Consider the following 19828-nt stretch of genomic DNA (forward strand, 5'->3'; position numbering starts at 1 on the left):
CCACGCGGTTTTTTATGTCTTCTCAGATTACTTCAGCTTTTCCAGCAACTTATCGTGGATACCGCCGAAGCTGCCGTTGCTCATTACCAGGATATGATCCCCCGGCTGTGCATGTTCAGCCACCATATTGACCAGTGTATCCTGGTCACCGGTCCAGTATGCCGGTTGTACACAGCGCTCGGTAATTTCACTGACCAGCCACGGAATATTCGCCGGCTGGAAGATAAAGACTTCATCCGCACGCCCCAGCGCAGGCGCGATATCATCTTTGCTGATCCCCATTTTCATGGTGTTCGAACGCGGCTCCAGAACCACGAGGATGCGGGCCGTACCGCCGACTTTACTGCGCAGCTCCTGTAATGTGGCCAGAATCGCGGTCGGGTGATGCGCAAAGTCATCATAAACACTGATACCGTTCACCTCACCGCGCAGCTCAAGGCGGCGGCGGGCGTTGATAAATTTGCCCAGCGCACGGCAGGCTTCCGCCACCGGTACACCAACGTGATGTGCGGCAGCCACCGCCATCAGGGCGTTCTGCATATTATGCTCACCCACCAGTCCCCAGGTCACACGACCGCTGATTTCACCGTCATAGCGCACATCAAACTCAGCGCAGTCATTGGTGACTTTCTCTGCCTGCCAGCGGGCGTTGTCGCCGGTGTACTCTTCCTCACTCCAGCAGCCCATACTGAGCACCTGTTTCAGATTAGCATCCTGCGCCGGGGCGATAATTTTGCCGTCACCCGGTACCACGCGCACCAGATGATGGAACTGTTTTTCAATTGCGGCGAGGTTTTCAAAGATATCCGCGTGATCAAACTCGAGGTTGTTAAGCAGCAGCGTACGCGGGCTGTAATGCACGAATTTTGAGCGTTTATCAAAGAATGCACAATCATATTCATCCGCTTCGATAACAAAGAACGGGCTGTTACCCAGCGTGGCGGAAACATCAAAGTTCCCCGGGACACCGCCGATCAGAAAGCCCGGCTGATAGCCGCAGTCTTCCAGAATCCACGCCAGCATACCGGCGGTGGTGGTTTTGCCGTGAGTCCCGGCAACCGCCAGCACCCAGCGCTCCGGTAATACATGGTCATGCAGCCACTGCGGACCGGAGGTGTAAGGGATCCCCTGGTTCAGCACCGCCTCAACACACGGGTTTCCGCGTTTCATGGCATTGCCGATCACCACCATATCCGGGCGCGGCGTCAGCTGAGCCGGGTCGTACCCCTGAATCAGTTCGATCCCCTGCTCTGTCAGTAAATCACTCATCGGCGGGTAGACATTCTGATCCGAACCGGTCACTTTGTGCCCCTGTGCGCGGGCCAGGATAGCCAGGCTGCCCATGAAGGTACCGCAGATACCGAGAATATGAATATGCATTATTTTTTATCCAATAGCATGACGTTGGTCACTATTCTAACCATCTCTCAAAAGAACTGAAACGGATTAGCCTATCAATTATGATTTTCTTTGGCTAAACTTGCACCCGCGTTTACGGGCAACCGCTTTCGTAATACTTTTATTTCACCCACTTCAGGACGTACGTCATGAAAACATTAGGCGAATTTATCGTCGAAAAACAGCAGGACTTTTCTCACGCCACCGGAGAACTGACTGCACTCCTCTCCGCGATTAAGTTAGGCGCTAAGATTATTCACCGTGATATTAACAAAGCCGGGCTGGTTGATATCCTTGGTACTAATGGTATCTCTAACGTGCAGGGCGAAGTCCAGATGAAACTGGATCTCTATGCCAACGAGAAACTGAAAGCCGCGCTGAAAGCCCGTGGTGAAGTTGCCGGTATTGCCTCCGAAGAAGAAGACGACATTGTTGTTTTTGAGGGCGGCCGTGCGGAAAACGCCAAATATGTGGTTCTGATGGATCCGCTCGACGGCTCATCCAACATTGATGTGAATGTGTCAGTCGGTACTATTTTCTCTATTTATCACCGTATCACTCCGCTGGGCCAGCCGGTCACCGAAGCTGACTTCCTCCAGCCGGGTAACCGTCAGGTTGCTGCCGGTTATGTGGTGTACGGCTCGTCCACCATGCTGGTTTACACCACCGGCAACGGTGTTCACGCCTTCACCTATGACCCGTCTCTGGGTGTGTTCTGCCTGTGTCAGGCCGATATGAAATTCCCGGAAAACGGCAAAATGTATTCCATCAACGAAGGGAACTACATCCGTTTCCCTGTCGGCGTGAAAAAATACATCAAATACTGTCAGGAAGAAGATCCTGCGACAGATCGCCCGTACACCACCCGTTATATCGGCTCTCTGGTAGCGGATTTCCACCGTAACCTGCTCAAGGGCGGGATCTACATCTACCCGAGCACCGCAAGCCATCCGAGCGGCAAACTGCGCCTGCTGTACGAGTGCAACCCGATGTCATTCCTCGCGGAACAGGCAGGCGGTAAAGCGAGTGACGGTAAAAACCGTATCCTCGATATCATTCCGGAAAAACTCCACCAGCGTTCGCCGTACTTTGTCGGTACCCGCGCCATGGTCGAGAAAGCAGAAAGCTTTATGGCGGAATTCCCGGACGAAAACGGGAAGTAACCAACAGTAAGAGAAGGAAAAGGCGGTATACCACCGCCTTTTTTTCGTTATAATATCCGCCACGCTATTTGTTCTGAAGATTAAGGAATCCGTTCATGAGCCTGAATAATGTTCCGGCAGGTAAAGAGCTGCCAGAAGATATCTATGTCGTTATCGAAATCCCTGCCAACGCAGATCCGATTAAATACGAAGTTGATAAAGAATCCGGCGCACTGTTTGTTGACCGTTTCATGTCAACCGCCATGTTCTACCCGTGCAACTACGGTTACATCAACCACACCTTATCTCTGGATGGTGACCCGGTAGACGTGCTGGTCCCGACGCCGTATCCGTTACAGCCGGGTTCAGTGATCCGCTGCCGTCCTGTCGGCGTGCTGAAAATGACCGACGAATCCGGTGAAGATGCCAAACTGGTTGCGGTTCCGCACACCAAACTGAGCAAAGAATACGATCACATCAACGATGTGAACGATCTGCCTGAGCTGCTGAAAGCACAGATCACCCACTTCTTCGAGCACTACAAAGATCTCGAAAAAGGCAAATGGGTGAAAGTTGACGGCTGGGAAGATGCCGCCGCCGCTAAAGCTGAAATCATTGCTTCTTTCGAACGCGCCGCGAAAAAATAATCCGCAGTCCGTTTCAGAGACAAAAAAAACCGCTGTTTTCACAGCGGTTTTTTTATTCACAGGGAAATCATTCGCTTTCCGGGTCTTCTGCCTCGTGCCGTTTCAGCCAGTCACCGCTGTTTATCTTCACCAGTCCGTCCACCGGACGCTGATATAAGTAAATCCAGGCACTGCCGTAAGGCGTTGAAACCAGTTCACGCCGGTAATCCTGACCATCTTTTTTTAATTCATCCAGCTCAGTCAGGATCGACGAGGAGATCCGGTACACTTCACATTCGATCGAACCGGTTCCCGGTACCACCGCAGGATAGTGTCCCAAATCATACAGGTCATAGCCTTCAAGCGTATATTCTCCCAGCAGGGCGGCATAGGTCATCCAATGATGGTTGCCCTGTTTCTGCCGCAAACTGCCATAAACGATCACTCGCATATATTAAAACTCAAACTGATAAAGCAGATCGATCGCCTGGTTAAGACCAGACACCGCTTCCAGATATAACCTGGGCATTAACCTATAGCGTAACGTTAAGGTTGCTAAAGAGTCAAATATACCGACACCATATTTTACCTGCAGATCATTGGTTATCTTACCGCTGACCACAACCTGCGACTTATCGCCCACGCCCTGGGTATCCAGTGCCAGATCCGAAATACCGAATGTTTCACCAATTTTTCCGACTAACTGCCCGCTTTGTGCCACCCCGAGACTGATAAGCATGGATGTCATCTGCGAACTGTCTGCATCACCGGAATCCAGCCCCTCACCACGCAACAGGTAAGAGAGCGCATTTTCCTGGGACATGGCCGGATCTGAAAATATTTCCACTTTCGGTCTGTCAGCAAGCCCGGTCACGCGGACACCCGCAATCACGCCGTCGGCGGTGTTATCCGGGTTACGGATCGCTTCCAGATTAAGGAACGGCTGGTCAGCCGGACCGGAGAACAGGATCTGACCTTTGCGCACCAGCAGATCCTGCCCGTAAGCATGGAAGCGCCCTTGCGGAATATCCACCTGTCCGTTAAGTCCCAGTCCCTGTTTATCCTGAGCGACTTTCAAATCCCCGGTCAGTCTTGCTTTCAGGCCGAAGGCATCCAGCAGCACATCATCACCGATATGGATCCGCAGATTACTCAGGATCGGAATGCTGGTCTGTTTCTCACGGATTGGCTGTAAGTTGTCATCCAGCATCACTTCGTCGGATGTGGCGCTGACAGCGGAATCCGGGACTTCATGCACGGTAATCCGTGCCCACGGAATATTCACCGTCCCGTCCAGTTTCAGCATCGACGGTGTCGCCTCAAAGATCAGATCCGGGCTGACATCAATCCGGATCATCGGCGGCAGAGAAACGCGCAGTTTGTCACCCTGCGCGAAAATCTTCGCACTCCAGGCATCCATTCTGCGCCAGTCCGCGTTACCGCTGAGGTTGAGATACCCTTCCGGCGTTTTGATGTTTCCGCTCAGATCAGAACGGGCGCCATCGAAATTAACCGTCAGCCCGCCGGTCGTGATATCAAACGGCAGCAGACGACCGCTGACCGCGAGATCCGATAATCCCAGCTGACCAAACAGCAGCGGCGACGCGGCATTACCGCCCAGACGCAGGCCTGCGTTCAGCCGTCCGGTGGCTTTATCGCCTTTGCCCAGCAGCGGTTTCAGCAGATCCAGCGAGATATTATCGATGCCGACATTCCCGCTCAGCTGGCGGCGTTTCTCCAGATCAGAAATCTGGACATTACCGTTAATCTTCCCGTTACCGGCGATAGCAATCAGCCACTGAAGATTGAGTTTGCCGTTCTTCATGGCGGCGGTCATGGTCAGGGTGTCAAATGCGACCGGCAGATTTGTGCCGTCGAGATTCTGCACCACTTTCACGCCGTTGCCTTTCAGAGATGCATCCACCACCGGCTGTGAACCGTCCGCAAACCAGCGGACATTGGCATTACCGCTGAATACACCGTCCAGCCGGGTATCCTGGCCGAGGAACGGTTTAATCATCGCCAGATCAAAACGTTCAAGGGCAACCGATGCATTACCGGAAGCTCCGGCAGTGATCGGTTTCGGTACACAGATTCGGGCATCCGGATTCACCCAGCAATGGGTGCCGATGGTCACTTCCTGTTTTTCATTCAGATAGGTCAGCGCCATTGCCTTGCTGAGTGACCACTCACCCACCGGTGTGTCAAAGCGGGTATTATTCAGCGTCCCTTTCCAGGTTTCGGTTTTGCGGTCAAACCCGCCGTTCAGCATCAGCTGTGCCGAGACCGGCTCGCCTTTCATGGTCAGTTTCAGCTGGTGCTGTGCTTCGGTGCCTTTGGCATTCAGGGTCAGATTGCTGATCACCAGATCAGCCTGTTTCAGCTGATTCACGGTCACATCCAGCTGACCTTTGATCTGCTCTGCGGAGGTGATATCCCCTTTGATTTTCGCATTCGCCACCGATAGGTCGTTCTGCCATTTCAGGTTGCTGACGACCAGATCGGCAAGGATCTGTGGTTTTTCCATATTACCGCGAACATTGAGCTTCCCTTTGATGGTTCCCGCCAGCCCCGGAACCAGGCCGCCGAGCGCCGGTGCATTGATATCCGCATCCAGCTTCCAGTTATCCGCCAGCTCGCCCCGCACGTCCAGTTTATTGTTACCCAGCGCCAGTTTCAGATCCGGGATCGTCCACTGGCCGCCCGCGTTACCTTTCACATTACCGCGCGCTTTCAGCGGATAGGTCTTCACTTTACCGTCAAGGGTGATATCCGGGATTTCAAGCTCCCAGTTACCGCCGTACAAACTGCCCCGGGTACTGATTTTGCCGTCCACTTTGGCCGGCCACTCCGGATAGGCTTTCGCCGTGTTCAGGCCGGAGAGCGTCAGGACAGCCTGCCAGCTGATGGCTTTCTGCCAGTCCGCCACCCCGGTCACTTCCGCAAAGCCCTGTAACGCATTCAGGCGCAGCCGGGTGAGATTGAGCTGTTCAGTATTCCCTTTCGCATCCAGGGTCAGCAGCGCAGGCGGGATGTCCTTTCCTTTGATATCCGAACGCAGGGAGAGATCGTAACCGCTCACTTTTCCGTTAAGGCGCAGTTTCACGCCATCAAGCTGATAATCCGCCTCACCGGTCAGCGGCCAGCTGACTTTCTGACTCTCCAGGGTCAGCAGCAGCGGCAGATCAGCCTGTGTCAGGTTGGTTTGTGCATCCAGCGTGGCATTGACCGGCCCTTTCAGTGCCAGTGCCAGTTTCAGCTCATCCAGCAGCCCGCCGTTCAGGGTAAGGTCGAGATCCTGCCCGCTGAATTCCTCAAAATCACGGACATGACCTTTCACCGACAACGCCACCGGCCATTTTTCACTGAGCGCCACTTCCCCGCTGACCACAATATTGCCCTGCGGTGCATCCGCAGACAGATCGCTGAGGGTCAGCACCTGACCTTTGTTAAACAGCGCCAGGTGCAGGGAATTGAGCGTTACCGGCGTATCACCGCTCACCTGCCAGTTCTCACCGGAAATACCTTCCACTGAAATATTCAGCGGCAGAATAACCTCCGGCAGTTCTGCCAGCATCGGCTGAGCAAAAATCTCACTGATGGTTTCACCTAACGGCTTCTCCGGTGCATCCGTTGCCGGTGCCGGTTCTTCTGCCGCAGCCGGATCACTTTTCGGCAGCACAACGGAAAGGGCATTAATCACCGTGGGTTTCAGGGTCAGCTGGTCGCCCTGCCAGGTCATGGCGGTGCGGAAGGTGTCCAGATTTACCGCCATATCGTCCACGGTGACCTGTGTATTGGTCACGGAGAGAGAATCCAGGAATATGGTCAGTGGTGCATTCAGCTCCGTCAGCGGCTCTGACGGCGGGGTTTCTTCTGACGGCGGCAGTTTTGCCGTATCAACAGCAACCCGCGTGCCATCCGTGCTGAGGTTTTCAACGCAGAGTGTCATGTCTTTCAGGCAGCTCAGGCGCAACGCCAGGTTCACCTTATCCACGCTGACATCAATACCCGGCATGGTGTATTTCACCTGCTTCAGGGTCAGATTACGCAGATCCCCCTCAACCTGACCAATAGCCAGGCCGGAAACCACACGTGGCGCCAGATTCAGCGCAAAATGCAGGCCGGACTGTGTGCCCAGGACCCAACCGAGTGTGCCGCCAATCAGCAGAATGAGTACCAGCAGAATGATTGCCGGCCATTTCAGATACTTCAGCCATTTCATCAGAGTTCTGCCCCCAAGCCGATATAAAACTGGATATTTTTCGTCTGGTCATCCCCGACCGGTGCCGCAAGGTCAAATTTGATCGGCCCGACCGGTGATGCCCAGCGTACCCCGACACCGGCACCGGTTTTGAAATTACTCCGCTTGATATCATTCACCACTTCACCGCTGTCCACAAATACCGCCCCCCACCAGTCGCCGGTCACGTTGTACTGGTATTCCAGTGAGCCGACCACCATCCGCGAGCCACCGGTCAGTTTGCCGTCAGCATCCTCCGGTGAGATTTTGTTGTAACGGTAACCCCGGATACTGCCGTCGCCACCGGCGAAGAAACGCAGATCCGGTGGGACCTTGTCGAAATTATTGGTTTCAATCCAGCCGAGATTGCCGCGCATCACAAAACGGTGCCCATCCCACGGTGTTCGTATCCAGACGTTACGGGCACGGAAAATGGAAAAATCCACATCCGAGCCCCACATTTCATTGGAAACATCCACTGAGTAGCGCTGACTGTCCCCCCACGACGGCATCATCCCGCCCCGCGAACGGACACGGCTGACATTCACCCCCGGATAGAGCAGCATAGTGGTGTTGGTGATATCCGCCTGGGTAAAGTGACTGAGACTCCAGCGCATATTGATACCGTACTGCCAGCCGGTGGATAAATCCCAGTTACGGGAAACACTGACTGTCGCGGTATCGGCTTTGGTATCGTTCAGATCGGTACGCTTATACCCGCCGGAGACGGCGTAGTACTGCTCAATCGGATTAACCTTCAGCGGGATACGGTATGAGGTATCAATGATCTGTTCCGGGGCGGACAGGCTGATACTGGAGGTCAGACTGTGGCCTCTTGAGTTCACCCACGGCTTATTCCATTTCGCCTGAACACGCGGCCCCACATCGGTGGCAAAACCGCCTCCCAGCTCAACGAAGTTTTGCGCACGCGGCGTAAATGAGGCGTCCATAGTCAGATAATCGCTGTTATCCTCCCGCGCTTTTGCAATGTCCGGGGTGACGATCGCGGACTGAAACCAGCCGGTTTCCGCCAGCAGACGGTTAAATTCAGCCAGTTGTTCCGAGGTGTAGTAATCGCCCTCTTTAAACGGTACCAAACCTTCCAGATAGGCATCGCTGATTTGCGAGCCCTGGTAATTCACTTTACCGAAACGGTATCGTTTGCCGCTGTTGAACACAAAATCCCAGTAAGCCGCGTGACGGGAAAGCGCAATACCGAGCTGGCTTTTTTCCATCTCCGCATCAAAATAACCGCGTTTTAAGGCAAGCCCGGATAATCCGCTTTTAAAACTTTCATACTCGCCGTGATTGACGACAGTCCCGGTTTCAGGTGTATTTTTAGTAATGAATTTTTTGAATGCGGGATCCTTTTTTGCCGCACCTTCGATATCCACGGTCACCCCGGCAATTTTAACCGGTTCCCCCGGGACGACACGGGCATACAACACCGGACGCGCAGGCGGTGCGTTGTCCTGATAATCAAAGGTGATCACCGGCTCATAATACCCCAGCGGACGAAGCCCTTCTTTGATGGCTTTTTCCACCCGGGCACGAAAACGGCCGTCAGCCACGACTTCATCGGTCGTGATAGTGGAAAGCTGGACTCTTGCATTTTTTTCAAGTTGCCCGTCGAGCCCTTCCACTTTTAAGCGAAGATTTGCACTATAGGCCAGAGGGGATGTGAGAGACACAGCGACAACACAAACAAGAGGGTACCGGATCACATCAACTCCTGAATTTCTGAGATTTGACTGAGATATACCTTTATTCATTCAGAATACAGCCAACGAACCTGCAATGTGAATGAATAAGGGTATAAATGAAAATTATTTGAAGTTTACTATAGATACATAAGATAAATAACCTGAAATCTGCTGATAATGCACCGATTATTCTTAAACAGGAGCCACCGCAAATGACACAAAACACCACTCAATACCCGCAGGATACTGTTGTATCTCCTGTTTCCGCCGCTGATGCACTGCCTGACAGCGCCGTGGCACTGAGCATCAGCCCGCGCCATACCGTAACCGGCCATGATGTGAACCATGTACCTGACGGCTTTGATACCGCATATTTCGCCATGGGCTGCTTCTGGGGCGTGGAGCGCCTGTTCTGGCAGCAGCCGGGCGTGTACAGCACCACCGCCGGTTATACGGGTGGTACGACAAAGAACCCGACCTATGACGGTGTCTGCACCGGCAACACCGGTCATGCTGAAGCTGTCCGCGTGGTCTACGACCCGTCCGTTATCAGCTACGCCGATCTGCTGCGTCTGTTCTGGGAAAACCACGATCCGGCCCAGGGCATGAAACAGGGCGGCGATATCGGCTCACAGTACCGTTCGGCAATTTACACTCAGTCTGACAGCCAGCGCGTGCAGGCCCTTGCCTCACGTGAGCAGTATCAGCAGGCGATGAATGAGAGTCACGACAGCCGCAGTATCACCACGGCTATCCGCCCGCTCGGCCCGTTTTATGTGGCGGAGGATTACCACCAGCAATACCTGGATAAGAACCCGGAAGGCTACTGCGGACTCGGCGGGATCGGTGTTTGCCTGCCGCCTTCGCTGAGAAACTAGCCGCTTTTCCCCTTCCGGTGCTATACTGCACATCCGCGCACAGACAAATTGGATGTTCTGTGCGCCTTTCTTTTTTAATATCCGATACTTATGCTCTATATATCTAAAATAACCGGTCGCCACGCATAATCAACAACAGCGCGCCCAGAGGCAATCGTGCCGGCCATTCGGAACTTATATGTTAAATAGTTTATTAATCGTCCTGTTACTGTGCGCGATCAGCGCATTCTTTTCGTTATCTGAAATATCACTGGCCGCCTCGCGGCGTATCAAACTCAAAGTCATGATTGACGAAGGCAATACCAATGCCGCCCATGTGCTCCGTTTGCAGGAAGCACCGGGGATGTTCTTCACCGTGGTGCAAATCGGTCTGAATGCCGTGGCGATCCTCGCCGGTATTGTCGGTGAATCCGCCTTTTCACCGGCGCTGCGCACCCTGTTCGGCAATTTTATGGCTGATGCCGCCGCACAGCAGCTCGGTTCAGTACTGTCATTTATCATTGTGACCTCCATGTTTATCCTGCTGGCGGATCTGACTCCGAAACGTCTCGGCATGATCAAACCGGAAGCGGTCGCCATCCGGATTGTCCAGCCGATGCGTTTTTGCCTGACGATACTGCGCCCGCTGGCCTGGTTGTTTAACGGGTTATCCAATCTGTTCTTCAAATTATTCAAAATTCCGCTGGCGCGAAATGAAGATATCACCTCAGATGATATTTACGCGGTGGTGGAAGCGGGTGCGGTCGCCGGTGTGCTGCGCAAGCAGGAACACGAACTGATCGAAAACGTGTTTGAGCTGGAATCCCGTACCGTGCCGTCCGCCATGACCTCCCGTGAGAGCGTGGTCTATTTCGACAAGCAGGAAAACGAAGAAAGTATCAAAGAGAAGATCTCCACGCAGCCGCACTCGAAATTCCTGGTGTGCGACGGCGGGCTGGATCATGTGCTCGGTTATGTCGATTCCAAAGATCTGCTCAACCGCGTGCTGAACGGCCAGAGCCTGAATCTGCACGAAGGTGTCCAGATCCGCCCGGCACTGATGATCCCGGATACCCTGAGCCTGTCAGACACGCTGGAGAGCTTTAAGAATGCCGGGGAAGACTTCGCTATAATTCTGAATGAATACGCCATGGTGATGGGTGTTATCACTATCAATGACGTGATGATTACCCTGATGGGGGATCTGGTCGGTCAGGGACAGGAAGAGCAGATTGTCGCCCGTGATGAAAATTCCTGGCTGATTGAGGGCGGTACCCCGATTGAGGATGTGCAGCGGGTGCTGGATATCGATGATTTCCCGGATGACAGCAACTACGAAACCATCGCCGGGTTCCTGATGTACAAACTGCGCCGTATCCCGAAACGGACAGATTCCGTGAAATTCTCAGGCTATAAATTTGAAGTGGTGGATATCGATAACTACAAGATTGACCAGCTGCTGGTTACACGGATCCCGGATGTACCGGTTGTCCCGCGTCCGTCAGCCGCGGAAAGCAGTAAAGAGGGTCAGTCTGACGTGGCACACGGCGAACAGCACCAAAAACCGTAAAACTAACCCTTCTTCAATCAGTCAGGTATTGTAATTTATGCCAGCTGCGCCTGCAGCAACGATACCTGCTGATTAATTTCACTCATTGCACTCAGGTGGCGTTTGTCTCTGATTTTCGGCGGTAAAATCTTGCCGTAGTCAAATTCAAACGCGCCCATCCCCTGTATATACAGGCGGCCACGGAATAAGGTTTTCACGTAGCGGGCGATCTGAGCCGGGTTGTAACGGGCGAAAATTTTCATCGTACTTATGTCCTCCCCTTTACCTTTTCTTTCATGCCTAAGGTATGACTCAATTCTACCACCCGGGTTCATTAATCAAATGATTTAATCACTATTTTTACATAAAATGACACTTCACTACGATTTACTTCACAAATCAGAGTGAAAATCGATCACTATCACACTATAACAGCGGAATAATAACCTCATAATTACTATAAGTTTTATAAATAATGTGAGGCTGAAACACCGGGATTAGTGTCAGCAGATACAGAATGTAGCAGGCGGGGAAAAATTAGTGTAATTTGCATAACCATGCAAATTACACTGTTATTCAGGAATAAAATGGCAGTCAGAAACTGCTGACGCGGAATCCCGGGTTTATCAGCGATTCACGCGGTGTATAGTCGAGCGTTTTTCCGCTCCAGTCCGTGATATGTGCCCCTGCAGCAAGAGCAACGGCGTGTCCGGCTGCTGTATCCCAGATGTGGGTCGGGTTGAAACGGGGATAAAGCTGGGCTTTACCTTCCGCCACCAGGCAGAATTTGAGGGATGAGCCGATAGCACGGGTTTCATGCGGCCCCAGCTGCTCCAGATAATCCGCCAGTTCCGCATCCTGATGTGAGCGGCTGATCACCACCATCGGCAGATCCGTGTTCACCACTTTGATCGCCATCCGCTGCCCGCCCCGCTCACGCCAGGCGTGTTTGCCTTCTGCCAGATAGAGCACGTCCGGTACCGGGGCATACACCACACCCATTACCGGTATGCCGTCAGAAATCAGGGCAATATTGACCGTAAATTCACCGTTGCGGCTGATGAATTCTTTGGTGCCGTCGAGCGGGTCCACCAGCCAGTATTGTGTCCAGTGCTGCCGCTCAGACCACGGCTGCGGATCTTCCTCTGACAGCACCGGGATGTCCGGTGTCAGGGCTTTCAATTCCTGCACAATAATGTGGTGCGCAGCTAAATCCGCAGCGGTCAGGGGGGAGTTATCCGCTTTGGCGGAAATGGTCAGTGTGTCGGGATGATGGTAGATATCCATGATTGCATCGCCCGCCCGCCGGGCCAGCAGACAAATTTGATTGAGCATCCTTCACCTCTTTCACAAAACGGTTAGTGAGTCGCGTAATCCTGTTCACGTCTCCGGAGACCTGAGTATAGAAATAAAAATGGCCGGTGAAAACCGGCCATTTCGCATATTCTGTTTTTGCTGACAGACAGAGATTACAGGATCTCCAGCAGCTCCACTTCGAATACCAGTGTGCTGTACGGCGGGATCGCTGCACCGGCACCGCGCTCACCATAAGCCAGGTTGCTCGGGATATACAGTTCCCACTTGGAGCCGACCGGCATCAGGGTCAGTGCTTCAATCCAGCCTGCGATCACGCCGTTTACCGGGAATTCAGCCGGTTCACCGCGCTGTACAGAGCTGTCAAATACAGTACCGTCGATCAGACGACCGGTGTAGTGAACACGGACACGGTCAGTACGGGCCGGGATAGCGCCGTCACCCTGATTAATGACAGAGAACTGCAGGCCGCTTTCTGTAGTGGAAACGCCGTCTTTCTTCGCGTTTTCTTCCAGGAAACGTATCCCGTCTTTGACCAGTTCAGCCTGTTTTTCATTGCGGACAGCATCAGCACGCTCATGCATTTCACGCAGGGCACGATGCAGAACATCCACCGCCACCGCCGGCTGGTTATTTTCCAGTGCATCGGTGATACCGGCCAGGATAGCTTCCGGTACTAATCCGCTCAGCCCGGATTCCTGTAATTGCTGGCCGATTTGTAAGCCGATTCCGTAGCTTGCCTGTGCTTCCATCGTGTCAAAAGTCGGTTGTGTCATGAGAGATACCTGAGTAATAAGTAAGACAGACAAGCATAACAGCAGGATGTACCCCGGTAAACCCGATAATCAGTGAAAGCTGATGCAACACGGCGATTCCCGGAAAACAGCGCAATCAATTTATAAAACAGGACTAATTCCGAATAATTTCAGTAAGTCTGCTGCTACACTGGAACAATACCGGATGATAATGATTCATGCTGAACAGCGGGAGATTATGATGAGACTACTGCCAAAGCGCCATTTTTACGCTATCGCCGCCATTGCGCTGATTGTCATGCTGATCCTGTTTTTCTGGCCCGCTGCACAGAAACCACCGGTGACCGTTCCGCCTCAGAATATCACGCTGACGCCACCGGCTGATCCGCTGGGTGATCTGATCGCTGAGCAGACCGGCACACCACCGGAGACATCATCCGGTATCCCGGATTTGCCGCTGCCGGATAATCTCCCGCCCGGCGCACTGAATACCGAACCAGCCCCGCAACCGGAGACCACAACGCCTGCTGCTGAACCGCCGCCTTCCGCCCCTGCTGCACCGGACAGACAGCTCGTGGCACAACAGTTTACGGTGAAAAAAGGTCAGACGATTGCGCAGGTATTCCGCAGCAAAGGTTTACCGGTGGATGATTTATTCCGGATGACCGCCGCTGAAGGCCCGCAAAAACCACTGAATCAGGTAGAAGCAGGGGATAAAATCCGGGTGATTTACGGGAAAGGAAAAACCATTTCAGAGCTGAGAATTGATAAGGCTAACGGGCAGTCCGCCACCTTTAAACGACAGAAAGACGGCAGTTACCGCCGCTCTTAATCTCTGTGTTTACCGCATAAAAAAAACGCTGGCCTGAGCCAGCGTCTTTCAAAGATGTTTACCGTGTAATCAGCGATTACTCAGCAACAATCTTCACATTCAGTTCTGCAAACACGTCGCTGTGAACCTGGAAGTGAACTTCGTGATCACCCAGAGTACGCAGAACGCCGTTTGGCAGACGAACTTCGCTTTTCGCCACTTCAACGCCTGCTGCAGTTACAGCATCAGCGATGTCACGGGTACCGACAGAACCGAACAGTTTACCTTCGTCACCCGCTTTGGAAGACAGAGTCACAACGCCCAGGGCATTGATTTTTTCTGCACGAGCGTGAGCTGCTGCCAGAACGTCAGCTAATTTAGCTTCCAATTCTGCACGGCGCGCTTCGAAGAATTCGATGTTTTTCTTGGTTGCAGGAACTGCTTTACCTTGCGGTACTAAGAAGTTACGTGCATAACCAGATTTAACATTTACCTGGTCGCCCAGGCTGCCCAGGTTTGCTACTTTATCAAGCAGAATAACTTGCATTACCTTATCCTCTTAAAGTCATTAATGGACTGTGCCGATTACTGATGACGATCAGTGTAAGGCAGTAAAGACAGGTAGCGTGCACGCTTGATAGCACGAGCGAGCTGACGCTGATATTTCGCACTGGTACCGGTGATACGGCTTGGTACGATTTTACCACTTTCAGTGATATAGTTTTTCAGCGTAGCGATGTCTTTATAATCAATCTCTTGAACGCCTTCTGCGGTGAAACGGCAGAATTTACGACGACGGAAATAACGTGCCATATGGCTAGTCTCCAGAATCTATCAATTCAATATGTTCGGCATGAAGAACCAGTTTCGATAATCCATTTCGCCCCTGATGGGTGCTGATGAATCCGTGAACGGTTATCTGACTGCCGACCGTTATACTGCGAGTAATGGTTTGGATCGTCTGTCCGCTGGCAACCACGGGCATTCTGCACCATGCCTGCCGGGTAAGTCCGGCTTCCTGCTGTTGTGAGCGGTGCTCAAGCACAAACTGACAATGCGGAATTCCGGCCGGGCTGACTTTCCGGGTGGGTTCCCTGCACACTGTGCCGGATAACACCAGACGGTTAGCGGACACCGTTATTACTCTTCAGTTTCCTCAGCTTCATCATTTTCTTCAACGTCGTCAGACATGTCGCGCGGGCGACGTTCGTCTTTCGCTTTAACCATTGGAGAAGGTTCAGTCACCGCGTGCTTAACGCGCATAACCATGCTGCGGATAACGGCATCATTGAAGCGGAAAATAGTTTCCAGCTCGTCAATCACTTCCTGCGGAGCTTCAACGTTCAGCAGAACGTAGTGTGCTTTGTGCAGTTTATTGATTGGGTAAGCCAGTTGGCGACGACCCCAGTCTTCGAGACGGTGGATCTGACCTTCTGCGTTAGTAATAGCAGTTTTATAACGCTCGATCATTGCCGGTACTTGTTCGCTCTGGTCCGGATGAACCATGAAGACGATTTCGTAATGACGCATTAGTAGTGCTCCTTACGGATTATTAGCCTCCTGTCCGGGCAACCGCAACCCTGAGAGGCAAGGAACTTGTTTAAGTGCGGCTGAAAAATTTGACGTATAACTATACTCACACCCGCCTCAAAAGACAAGGTAATAAGTGTGTGATGCGGGATTATTTTGCGCGCTGACGCACAGCCTCAAACAGGCAGACACCCGTTGCCACCGAGACGTTCAGGGAAGAGACTGATCCCGCCATCGGAATGCTGATCAGTTCATCGCACAGGTCGCGGGTCAGACGGCGCATGCCTTCCCCTTCCGCACCCATCACCAGCGCCACCGGGCCGGTCATTTTGCTCTGATACAGATCATGAGTGGCTTCACCGGCGGTGCCGACAACCCAGATATTCTCATCTTTAAGCTGACGCAGTGTACGGGCCAGGTTAGTAACACGGATAAGCGGTACGCTTTCTGCCGCACCACAGGCGACTTTTTTCGCCGTCGCATTCAGCTGTGCGGAGCGGTCTTTCGGAATGATCACCGCGTGTACACCGGCAGCATCTGCAGTACGCAGACATGCCCCCAGGTTATGCGGATCGGTCACACCGTCGAGCACCAGCAAAAACGGTGTTGCATGCTCTGCCAGCAGATCAGGCAGATCCTGCTCCTGATACTGACGGCCGCCTTTGACTTTGGCAATAATGCCCTGATGAACGGCACCTTCGGTCTGGCTGTCCATCCACTGACGGCTGGCCATCTGGACGCGGACACCCGCCGCTTCCAGGGCATGCACAACCGGGGTCAGGCGGCGGTCTTCACGCCCTTTTAAGATAAAGACTTCGAGAAAACGGCTGGGATCACGCGCCAGCAGAGCATCCACGGCGTGGATACCATAAATAATTTCACTCATAACGTTCCGTTTGTTGCGGGACAATAAGCGTAATGAGGCGTTACCGCCTCATTACGGGAAGAGATAAACCAAAGGCAGTTACTTCGCGGCTTTTTTCTTCGCGCGTTTCGCCTTTATATTGGCCTCGATTTTTTTGGTCCGGGCTGATTTCTTGCTTTTCGGGGCTTTCGGGCCGTCTTCTTTTTTCTTCTTACGGAACGCACTGTCCGGCTCGAAGTTTTTGTCGCGGCGCGGATCCCCTTTCTTACCGTCCCGGCGCTTGTCCCCGCGTTCACCGGTTTTTGCCCGGGTTCTCGCGGGTTTGCCTTCATTACGGGCACGGCGGGTGGTTGAAATCAGCGCGAAATCAATGGTGCGCTCATCCATGTGTACTGCTTCCACCCGGATTTCAACTTCATCACCCAGGCGGTATACATTCGAGGACGATTCACCAATCAGACGCTGACCGACATTATCGTAGCGGTAGTAATCGTTATCAAGTGTTGATACGTGTACCAGGCCATCGATAAACAGATCATTAAGACGGACAAAGAAACCAAAGCCGGTCACGCTGGTGATAAGCCCGGTAAAGACATTCCCCACCTGATCCTGCATAAAGTCGCACTTCAGCCAGTCCGCCACATCACGGGTGGCTTCATCGGCACGGCGCTCCGTCATGGAGGTGTGTTCACCGAGCTGGAGCATACTCTGCATATCATAATGCCATGCACCGGTCTGTGATTTCGCCTCGCCGCGCTCTTTTGCCAGCAGGTACTTAATCGCACGGTGCAGGCTCAGATCCGGATAACGGCGGATAGGTGAGGTAAAGTGAGCATACGCCGGTAACGCCAGACCAAAGTGGCCGCGGTTATCCGGATCATAAATCGCCTGTTTCATCGAACGCAACAGCATGGTCTGTAACAGCTCGTGGTCAGGACGCTCCGCCACTTCCAGCATGACACGGGCGTAATCTTTCGGCTCCGGTGTCAGACCGCCCGGCAGCGTCAGCCCCAGCTCATTAAAGACGGTACGCAGATTGATGACGCTGTCTTCTTTCGGACGATCATGCACACGGTACAGCGCCGGTTCGTTGTTTTTCTCAACAAAGCGTGCCGCCGCAACGTTCGCCATGATCATGCACTCTTCGATCAGTTTGTGTGCATCGTTGCGCAGTACCGGCTCGATACGCTCAATGCGTTTTTCCGCATTGAAAATAAATTTCGCTTCTTCGGATTCAAAAGCAATCGCACCGCGCTCATCACGGGCTTCCGCCAGTGCTTTATAGAGTTTGTGCAGTTCTTCCAGGTGTTTGACCAGCGGCGCGTAGTGTTCGCGCAGCTCTTCATCCCCTTCGAGGATTTTCCACACTTTGGTGTAGGTCAGACGGGCGTGGGAACTCATCACCGCTTCATAGAAACGGTAACCGGAAAGCTTACCTTTCGCCGAAATCGTCATTTCACATACCATACACAGGCGATCAACCTGCGGGTTCAGTGAACAGACACCATTCGACAGGACTTCCGGCAGCATCGGCACAACCTGTGACGGGAAGTAAACTGAGGTTCCCCGGCTGCGGGCTTCATCATCCAGCGCCGTCTGCGGACGCACATAATAACTGACGTCAGCAATCGCCACCCACAGACGCCAGCCGCCGCCGCGTTTGGCTTCGCAGTGTACCGCGTCATCAAAGTCACGGGCATCTTCGCCGTCGATAGTCACCAGCGGCAGGTCGCGTAAATCAACACGGCCTTTTTTGGCGGATTCCGGTACTTCCTCGCGGATATCCGCGACCTGGCGTTCCACCTGTTCAGGCCAGGTGAACGGAATTTCATGTTTGCGCAGGGCAATATCCACCGCAATACTGGTGCCCATTTTCTCGCCCAGCACTTCAGTGATAACCCCGAGCGCCTGCACGCGCTTGCCCGGACGGCGGGTCAGTTCCGCCACCACGATATTCCCCATCCGTGCGCCGTTAATCGACTCTTTCGGGATCAGAATATCAAAGCACAGGCGGCTGTCATCCGGCACGACAAATCCCATGCCTTCTTCGGTAAAGTAACGGCCGACAATCTGGCCGGTTTTCGGCTCAACGACACGCACAACGCGTGCTTCGCGGCGGCCTTTGCGATCGGCCCCCATCACCTGAACCAGGATCACATCCCCGTGGATGCATAATTTCATCTGATCCTGCGGGATGTAGAGATCGTCTTTTTGTCCTTCGACACGCAGGAAACCGAAACCATCACGATGGCCGATCACGGTGCCTTTAATTAAATCAAGACGTTCCGGCAGTGCGTAGCACTGACGACGGGTAAAGACCAGCTGCCCGTCACGCTCCATGGCGCGCAGACGACGGCGCAGGGCTTCCTGAGCCTCTTCACCGCTGATCCCCAGTTCCTGTGCGATATCGTCGCGGCTCACCGGTTTGGTGTGGCGGCGGACGGTTTCAAGAATAAATTCACGGCTCGCGATCGGGGATTCATATTTTTCCGCTTCGCGCTCACGGTAAGGGTCGTTTGATTGTTTTTCCACTGACATTGTATCCTCCGTGGTTTCTGAACGGCATTATTCATCCGTCAGTAACAATTTATAAAGATGCTGATTGTCCTGCACCATATCAGCGAGCGTGTGTTTATCCAGTTCCTGTAAGAACTCCCGGATGGCTTTATTCAGTACCGACTTCAGCCGGCAAGCCGGGGTAATGTGACAAAATTCACCGCTGCAGTTCACCAGTGTTAACGGCTCGAGCGCGCGGACAACCTCACCGATACCTATAGTATTAGCAGGTTTTCCCAGGCGGATCCCGCCATTTTTGCCGCGAATCGCCTCGACATAACCCAAATGGCTCAATTGGTTAATTATCTTGACCATATGGTTACGGGATACGCCGTAAACGTCCGTCACTTCCGTAATGCTGGTCATTTTACCATCAGGAAGTGACGCCATATAAATCAGCGCCCGCAAGCCATAATCTGTAAAACTGGTTAACTGCACATTTTACCCCGGAAATTCTGTGAACCCGTACGGGGGAACAC

Annotated in this window: 19 protein-coding genes; 5 read left to right on the top strand and 14 right to left on the bottom strand. The window is 53.0% G+C overall.

What is annotated here, in order from left to right:
- Positions 1 to 27: 27 nt before the first annotated feature.
- Positions 28 to 1380 (bottom strand): UDP-N-acetylmuramate:L-alanyl-gamma-D-glutamyl-meso-diaminopimelate ligase, encoded by a 1353-nt coding sequence (mpl, locus tag N7387_RS10790; protein WP_279798878.1) that lies wholly within the window; start codon positions 1378 to 1380, stop codon positions 28 to 30.
- 167 nt (positions 1381 to 1547) lie between these two features.
- On the opposite strand from mpl, the gene fbp reads away from it, so the two are divergent.
- Positions 1548 to 2561, top strand: a complete 1014-nt coding sequence (gene fbp, locus N7387_RS10795) for a class 1 fructose-bisphosphatase (protein ID WP_262882592.1) — start codon at positions 1548 to 1550, stop codon at positions 2559 to 2561.
- Positions 2562 to 2656: 95 nt separating this feature from the next.
- Positions 2657 to 3187, top strand: a complete 531-nt coding sequence (gene ppa / locus N7387_RS10800) for an inorganic diphosphatase (protein WP_025154536.1) — start codon at positions 2657 to 2659, stop codon at positions 3185 to 3187.
- 67 nt (positions 3188 to 3254) lie between these two features.
- On the opposite strand, the gene N7387_RS10805 is transcribed toward ppa, so the two are convergent.
- Genes N7387_RS10805 through N7387_RS10815 form a run of 3 tightly spaced genes read right to left on the bottom strand, consistent with a single transcriptional unit; the run spans position 3255 to position 9133 of the window.
- Positions 3255 to 3617: a gamma-glutamylcyclotransferase gene (locus N7387_RS10805; RefSeq protein ID WP_025154537.1), complete on the bottom strand. Its 363-nt coding sequence runs from the start codon at positions 3615 to 3617 to the stop codon at positions 3255 to 3257.
- Between the two features lie 3 nt (positions 3618 to 3620).
- Entirely contained in the window at positions 3621 to 7391 is a 3771-nt protein-coding gene (locus N7387_RS10810; RefSeq protein ID WP_279798882.1) for a translocation/assembly module TamB, read from the bottom strand.
- Positions 7391 to 9133, bottom strand: a complete 1743-nt coding sequence (locus tag N7387_RS10815) for an autotransporter assembly complex protein TamA (RefSeq protein ID WP_279798883.1) — start codon at positions 9131 to 9133, stop codon at positions 7391 to 7393. The genes N7387_RS10810 and N7387_RS10815 overlap by 1 nt, the downstream gene beginning before the upstream one ends.
- Before the next feature lie 191 nt (positions 9134 to 9324).
- Between N7387_RS10815 and msrA the strand changes: the two genes are divergently transcribed.
- The gene (gene msrA / locus N7387_RS10820) at positions 9325 to 9990 is read left to right on the top strand and encodes a peptide-methionine (S)-S-oxide reductase MsrA (RefSeq protein WP_279798884.1); all 666 of its coding nucleotides are present in this window, start codon (positions 9325 to 9327) and stop codon (positions 9988 to 9990) included.
- Positions 9991 to 10168: 178 nt separating this feature from the next.
- Positions 10169 to 11539, top strand: a complete 1371-nt coding sequence (locus N7387_RS10825; RefSeq protein WP_279798886.1) for a hemolysin family protein — start codon at positions 10169 to 10171, stop codon at positions 11537 to 11539.
- 35 nt (positions 11540 to 11574) lie between these two features.
- On the opposite strand, the gene N7387_RS10830 is transcribed toward N7387_RS10825, so the two are convergent.
- The 3 genes from N7387_RS10830 to fklB form a co-directional block, all read right to left on the bottom strand.
- Entirely contained in the window at positions 11575 to 11781 is a 207-nt protein-coding gene (locus tag N7387_RS10830; protein WP_004234508.1) for a DUF1107 domain-containing protein, read from the bottom strand.
- Positions 11782 to 12112: 331 nt separating this feature from the next.
- Positions 12113 to 12853, bottom strand: coding sequence for a 3'(2'),5'-bisphosphate nucleotidase CysQ (gene cysQ / locus N7387_RS10835; protein ID WP_025154542.1), 741 nt, complete (start codon positions 12851 to 12853; stop codon positions 12113 to 12115).
- A 134-nt stretch (positions 12854 to 12987) separates the two neighbouring features.
- Positions 12988 to 13608, bottom strand: a complete 621-nt coding sequence (fklB, locus tag N7387_RS10840) for an FKBP-type peptidyl-prolyl cis-trans isomerase (RefSeq protein WP_262861150.1) — start codon at positions 13606 to 13608, stop codon at positions 12988 to 12990.
- A gap of 217 nt (positions 13609 to 13825) precedes the next feature.
- Between fklB and N7387_RS10845 the strand changes: the two genes are divergently transcribed.
- Complete coding sequence (locus tag N7387_RS10845; RefSeq protein ID WP_279798891.1) at positions 13826 to 14419, top strand: LysM-like peptidoglycan-binding domain-containing protein; 594 nt, start codon at positions 13826 to 13828, stop codon at positions 14417 to 14419.
- A gap of 76 nt (positions 14420 to 14495) precedes the next feature.
- Here N7387_RS10845 and rplI read toward each other — a convergent pair whose 3' ends face one another.
- From rplI to nsrR, 7 genes are all read right to left on the bottom strand, one after another.
- A complete protein-coding gene (rplI, locus tag N7387_RS10850) occupies positions 14496 to 14945 on the bottom strand; it encodes a 50S ribosomal protein L9 (RefSeq protein WP_025154545.1) in 450 nt (149 codons plus the stop codon).
- A gap of 38 nt (positions 14946 to 14983) precedes the next feature.
- Positions 14984 to 15211, bottom strand: a complete 228-nt coding sequence (gene rpsR, locus N7387_RS10855; protein ID WP_004234502.1) for a 30S ribosomal protein S18 — start codon at positions 15209 to 15211, stop codon at positions 14984 to 14986.
- 4 nt (positions 15212 to 15215) lie between these two features.
- A complete protein-coding gene (gene priB, locus N7387_RS10860) occupies positions 15216 to 15533 on the bottom strand; it encodes a primosomal replication protein N (protein ID WP_072056886.1) in 318 nt (105 codons plus the stop codon).
- A 5-nt stretch (positions 15534 to 15538) separates the two neighbouring features.
- The gene (gene rpsF / locus N7387_RS10865; protein WP_046894253.1) at positions 15539 to 15928 is read right to left on the bottom strand and encodes a 30S ribosomal protein S6; all 390 of its coding nucleotides are present in this window, start codon (positions 15926 to 15928) and stop codon (positions 15539 to 15541) included.
- Positions 15929 to 16079: 151 nt separating this feature from the next.
- Complete coding sequence (gene rlmB / locus N7387_RS10870) at positions 16080 to 16814, bottom strand: 23S rRNA (guanosine(2251)-2'-O)-methyltransferase RlmB (RefSeq protein WP_262861147.1); 735 nt, start codon at positions 16812 to 16814, stop codon at positions 16080 to 16082.
- Between the two features lie 78 nt (positions 16815 to 16892).
- Complete coding sequence (gene rnr, locus N7387_RS10875) at positions 16893 to 19331, bottom strand: ribonuclease R (protein WP_279798895.1); 2439 nt, start codon at positions 19329 to 19331, stop codon at positions 16893 to 16895.
- 27 nt (positions 19332 to 19358) lie between these two features.
- Positions 19359 to 19787, bottom strand: coding sequence for a nitric oxide-sensing transcriptional repressor NsrR (gene nsrR / locus N7387_RS10880; protein ID WP_004241364.1), 429 nt, complete (start codon positions 19785 to 19787; stop codon positions 19359 to 19361).
- Positions 19788 to 19828 lie beyond the last annotated feature (41 nt).

It is taken from the genome of Morganella sp. GD04133, from assembly GCF_029835375.1.
In the GTDB taxonomy this organism is placed as follows: Bacteria; Pseudomonadota; Gammaproteobacteria; order Enterobacterales; family Enterobacteriaceae; genus Morganella; species Morganella morganii_B.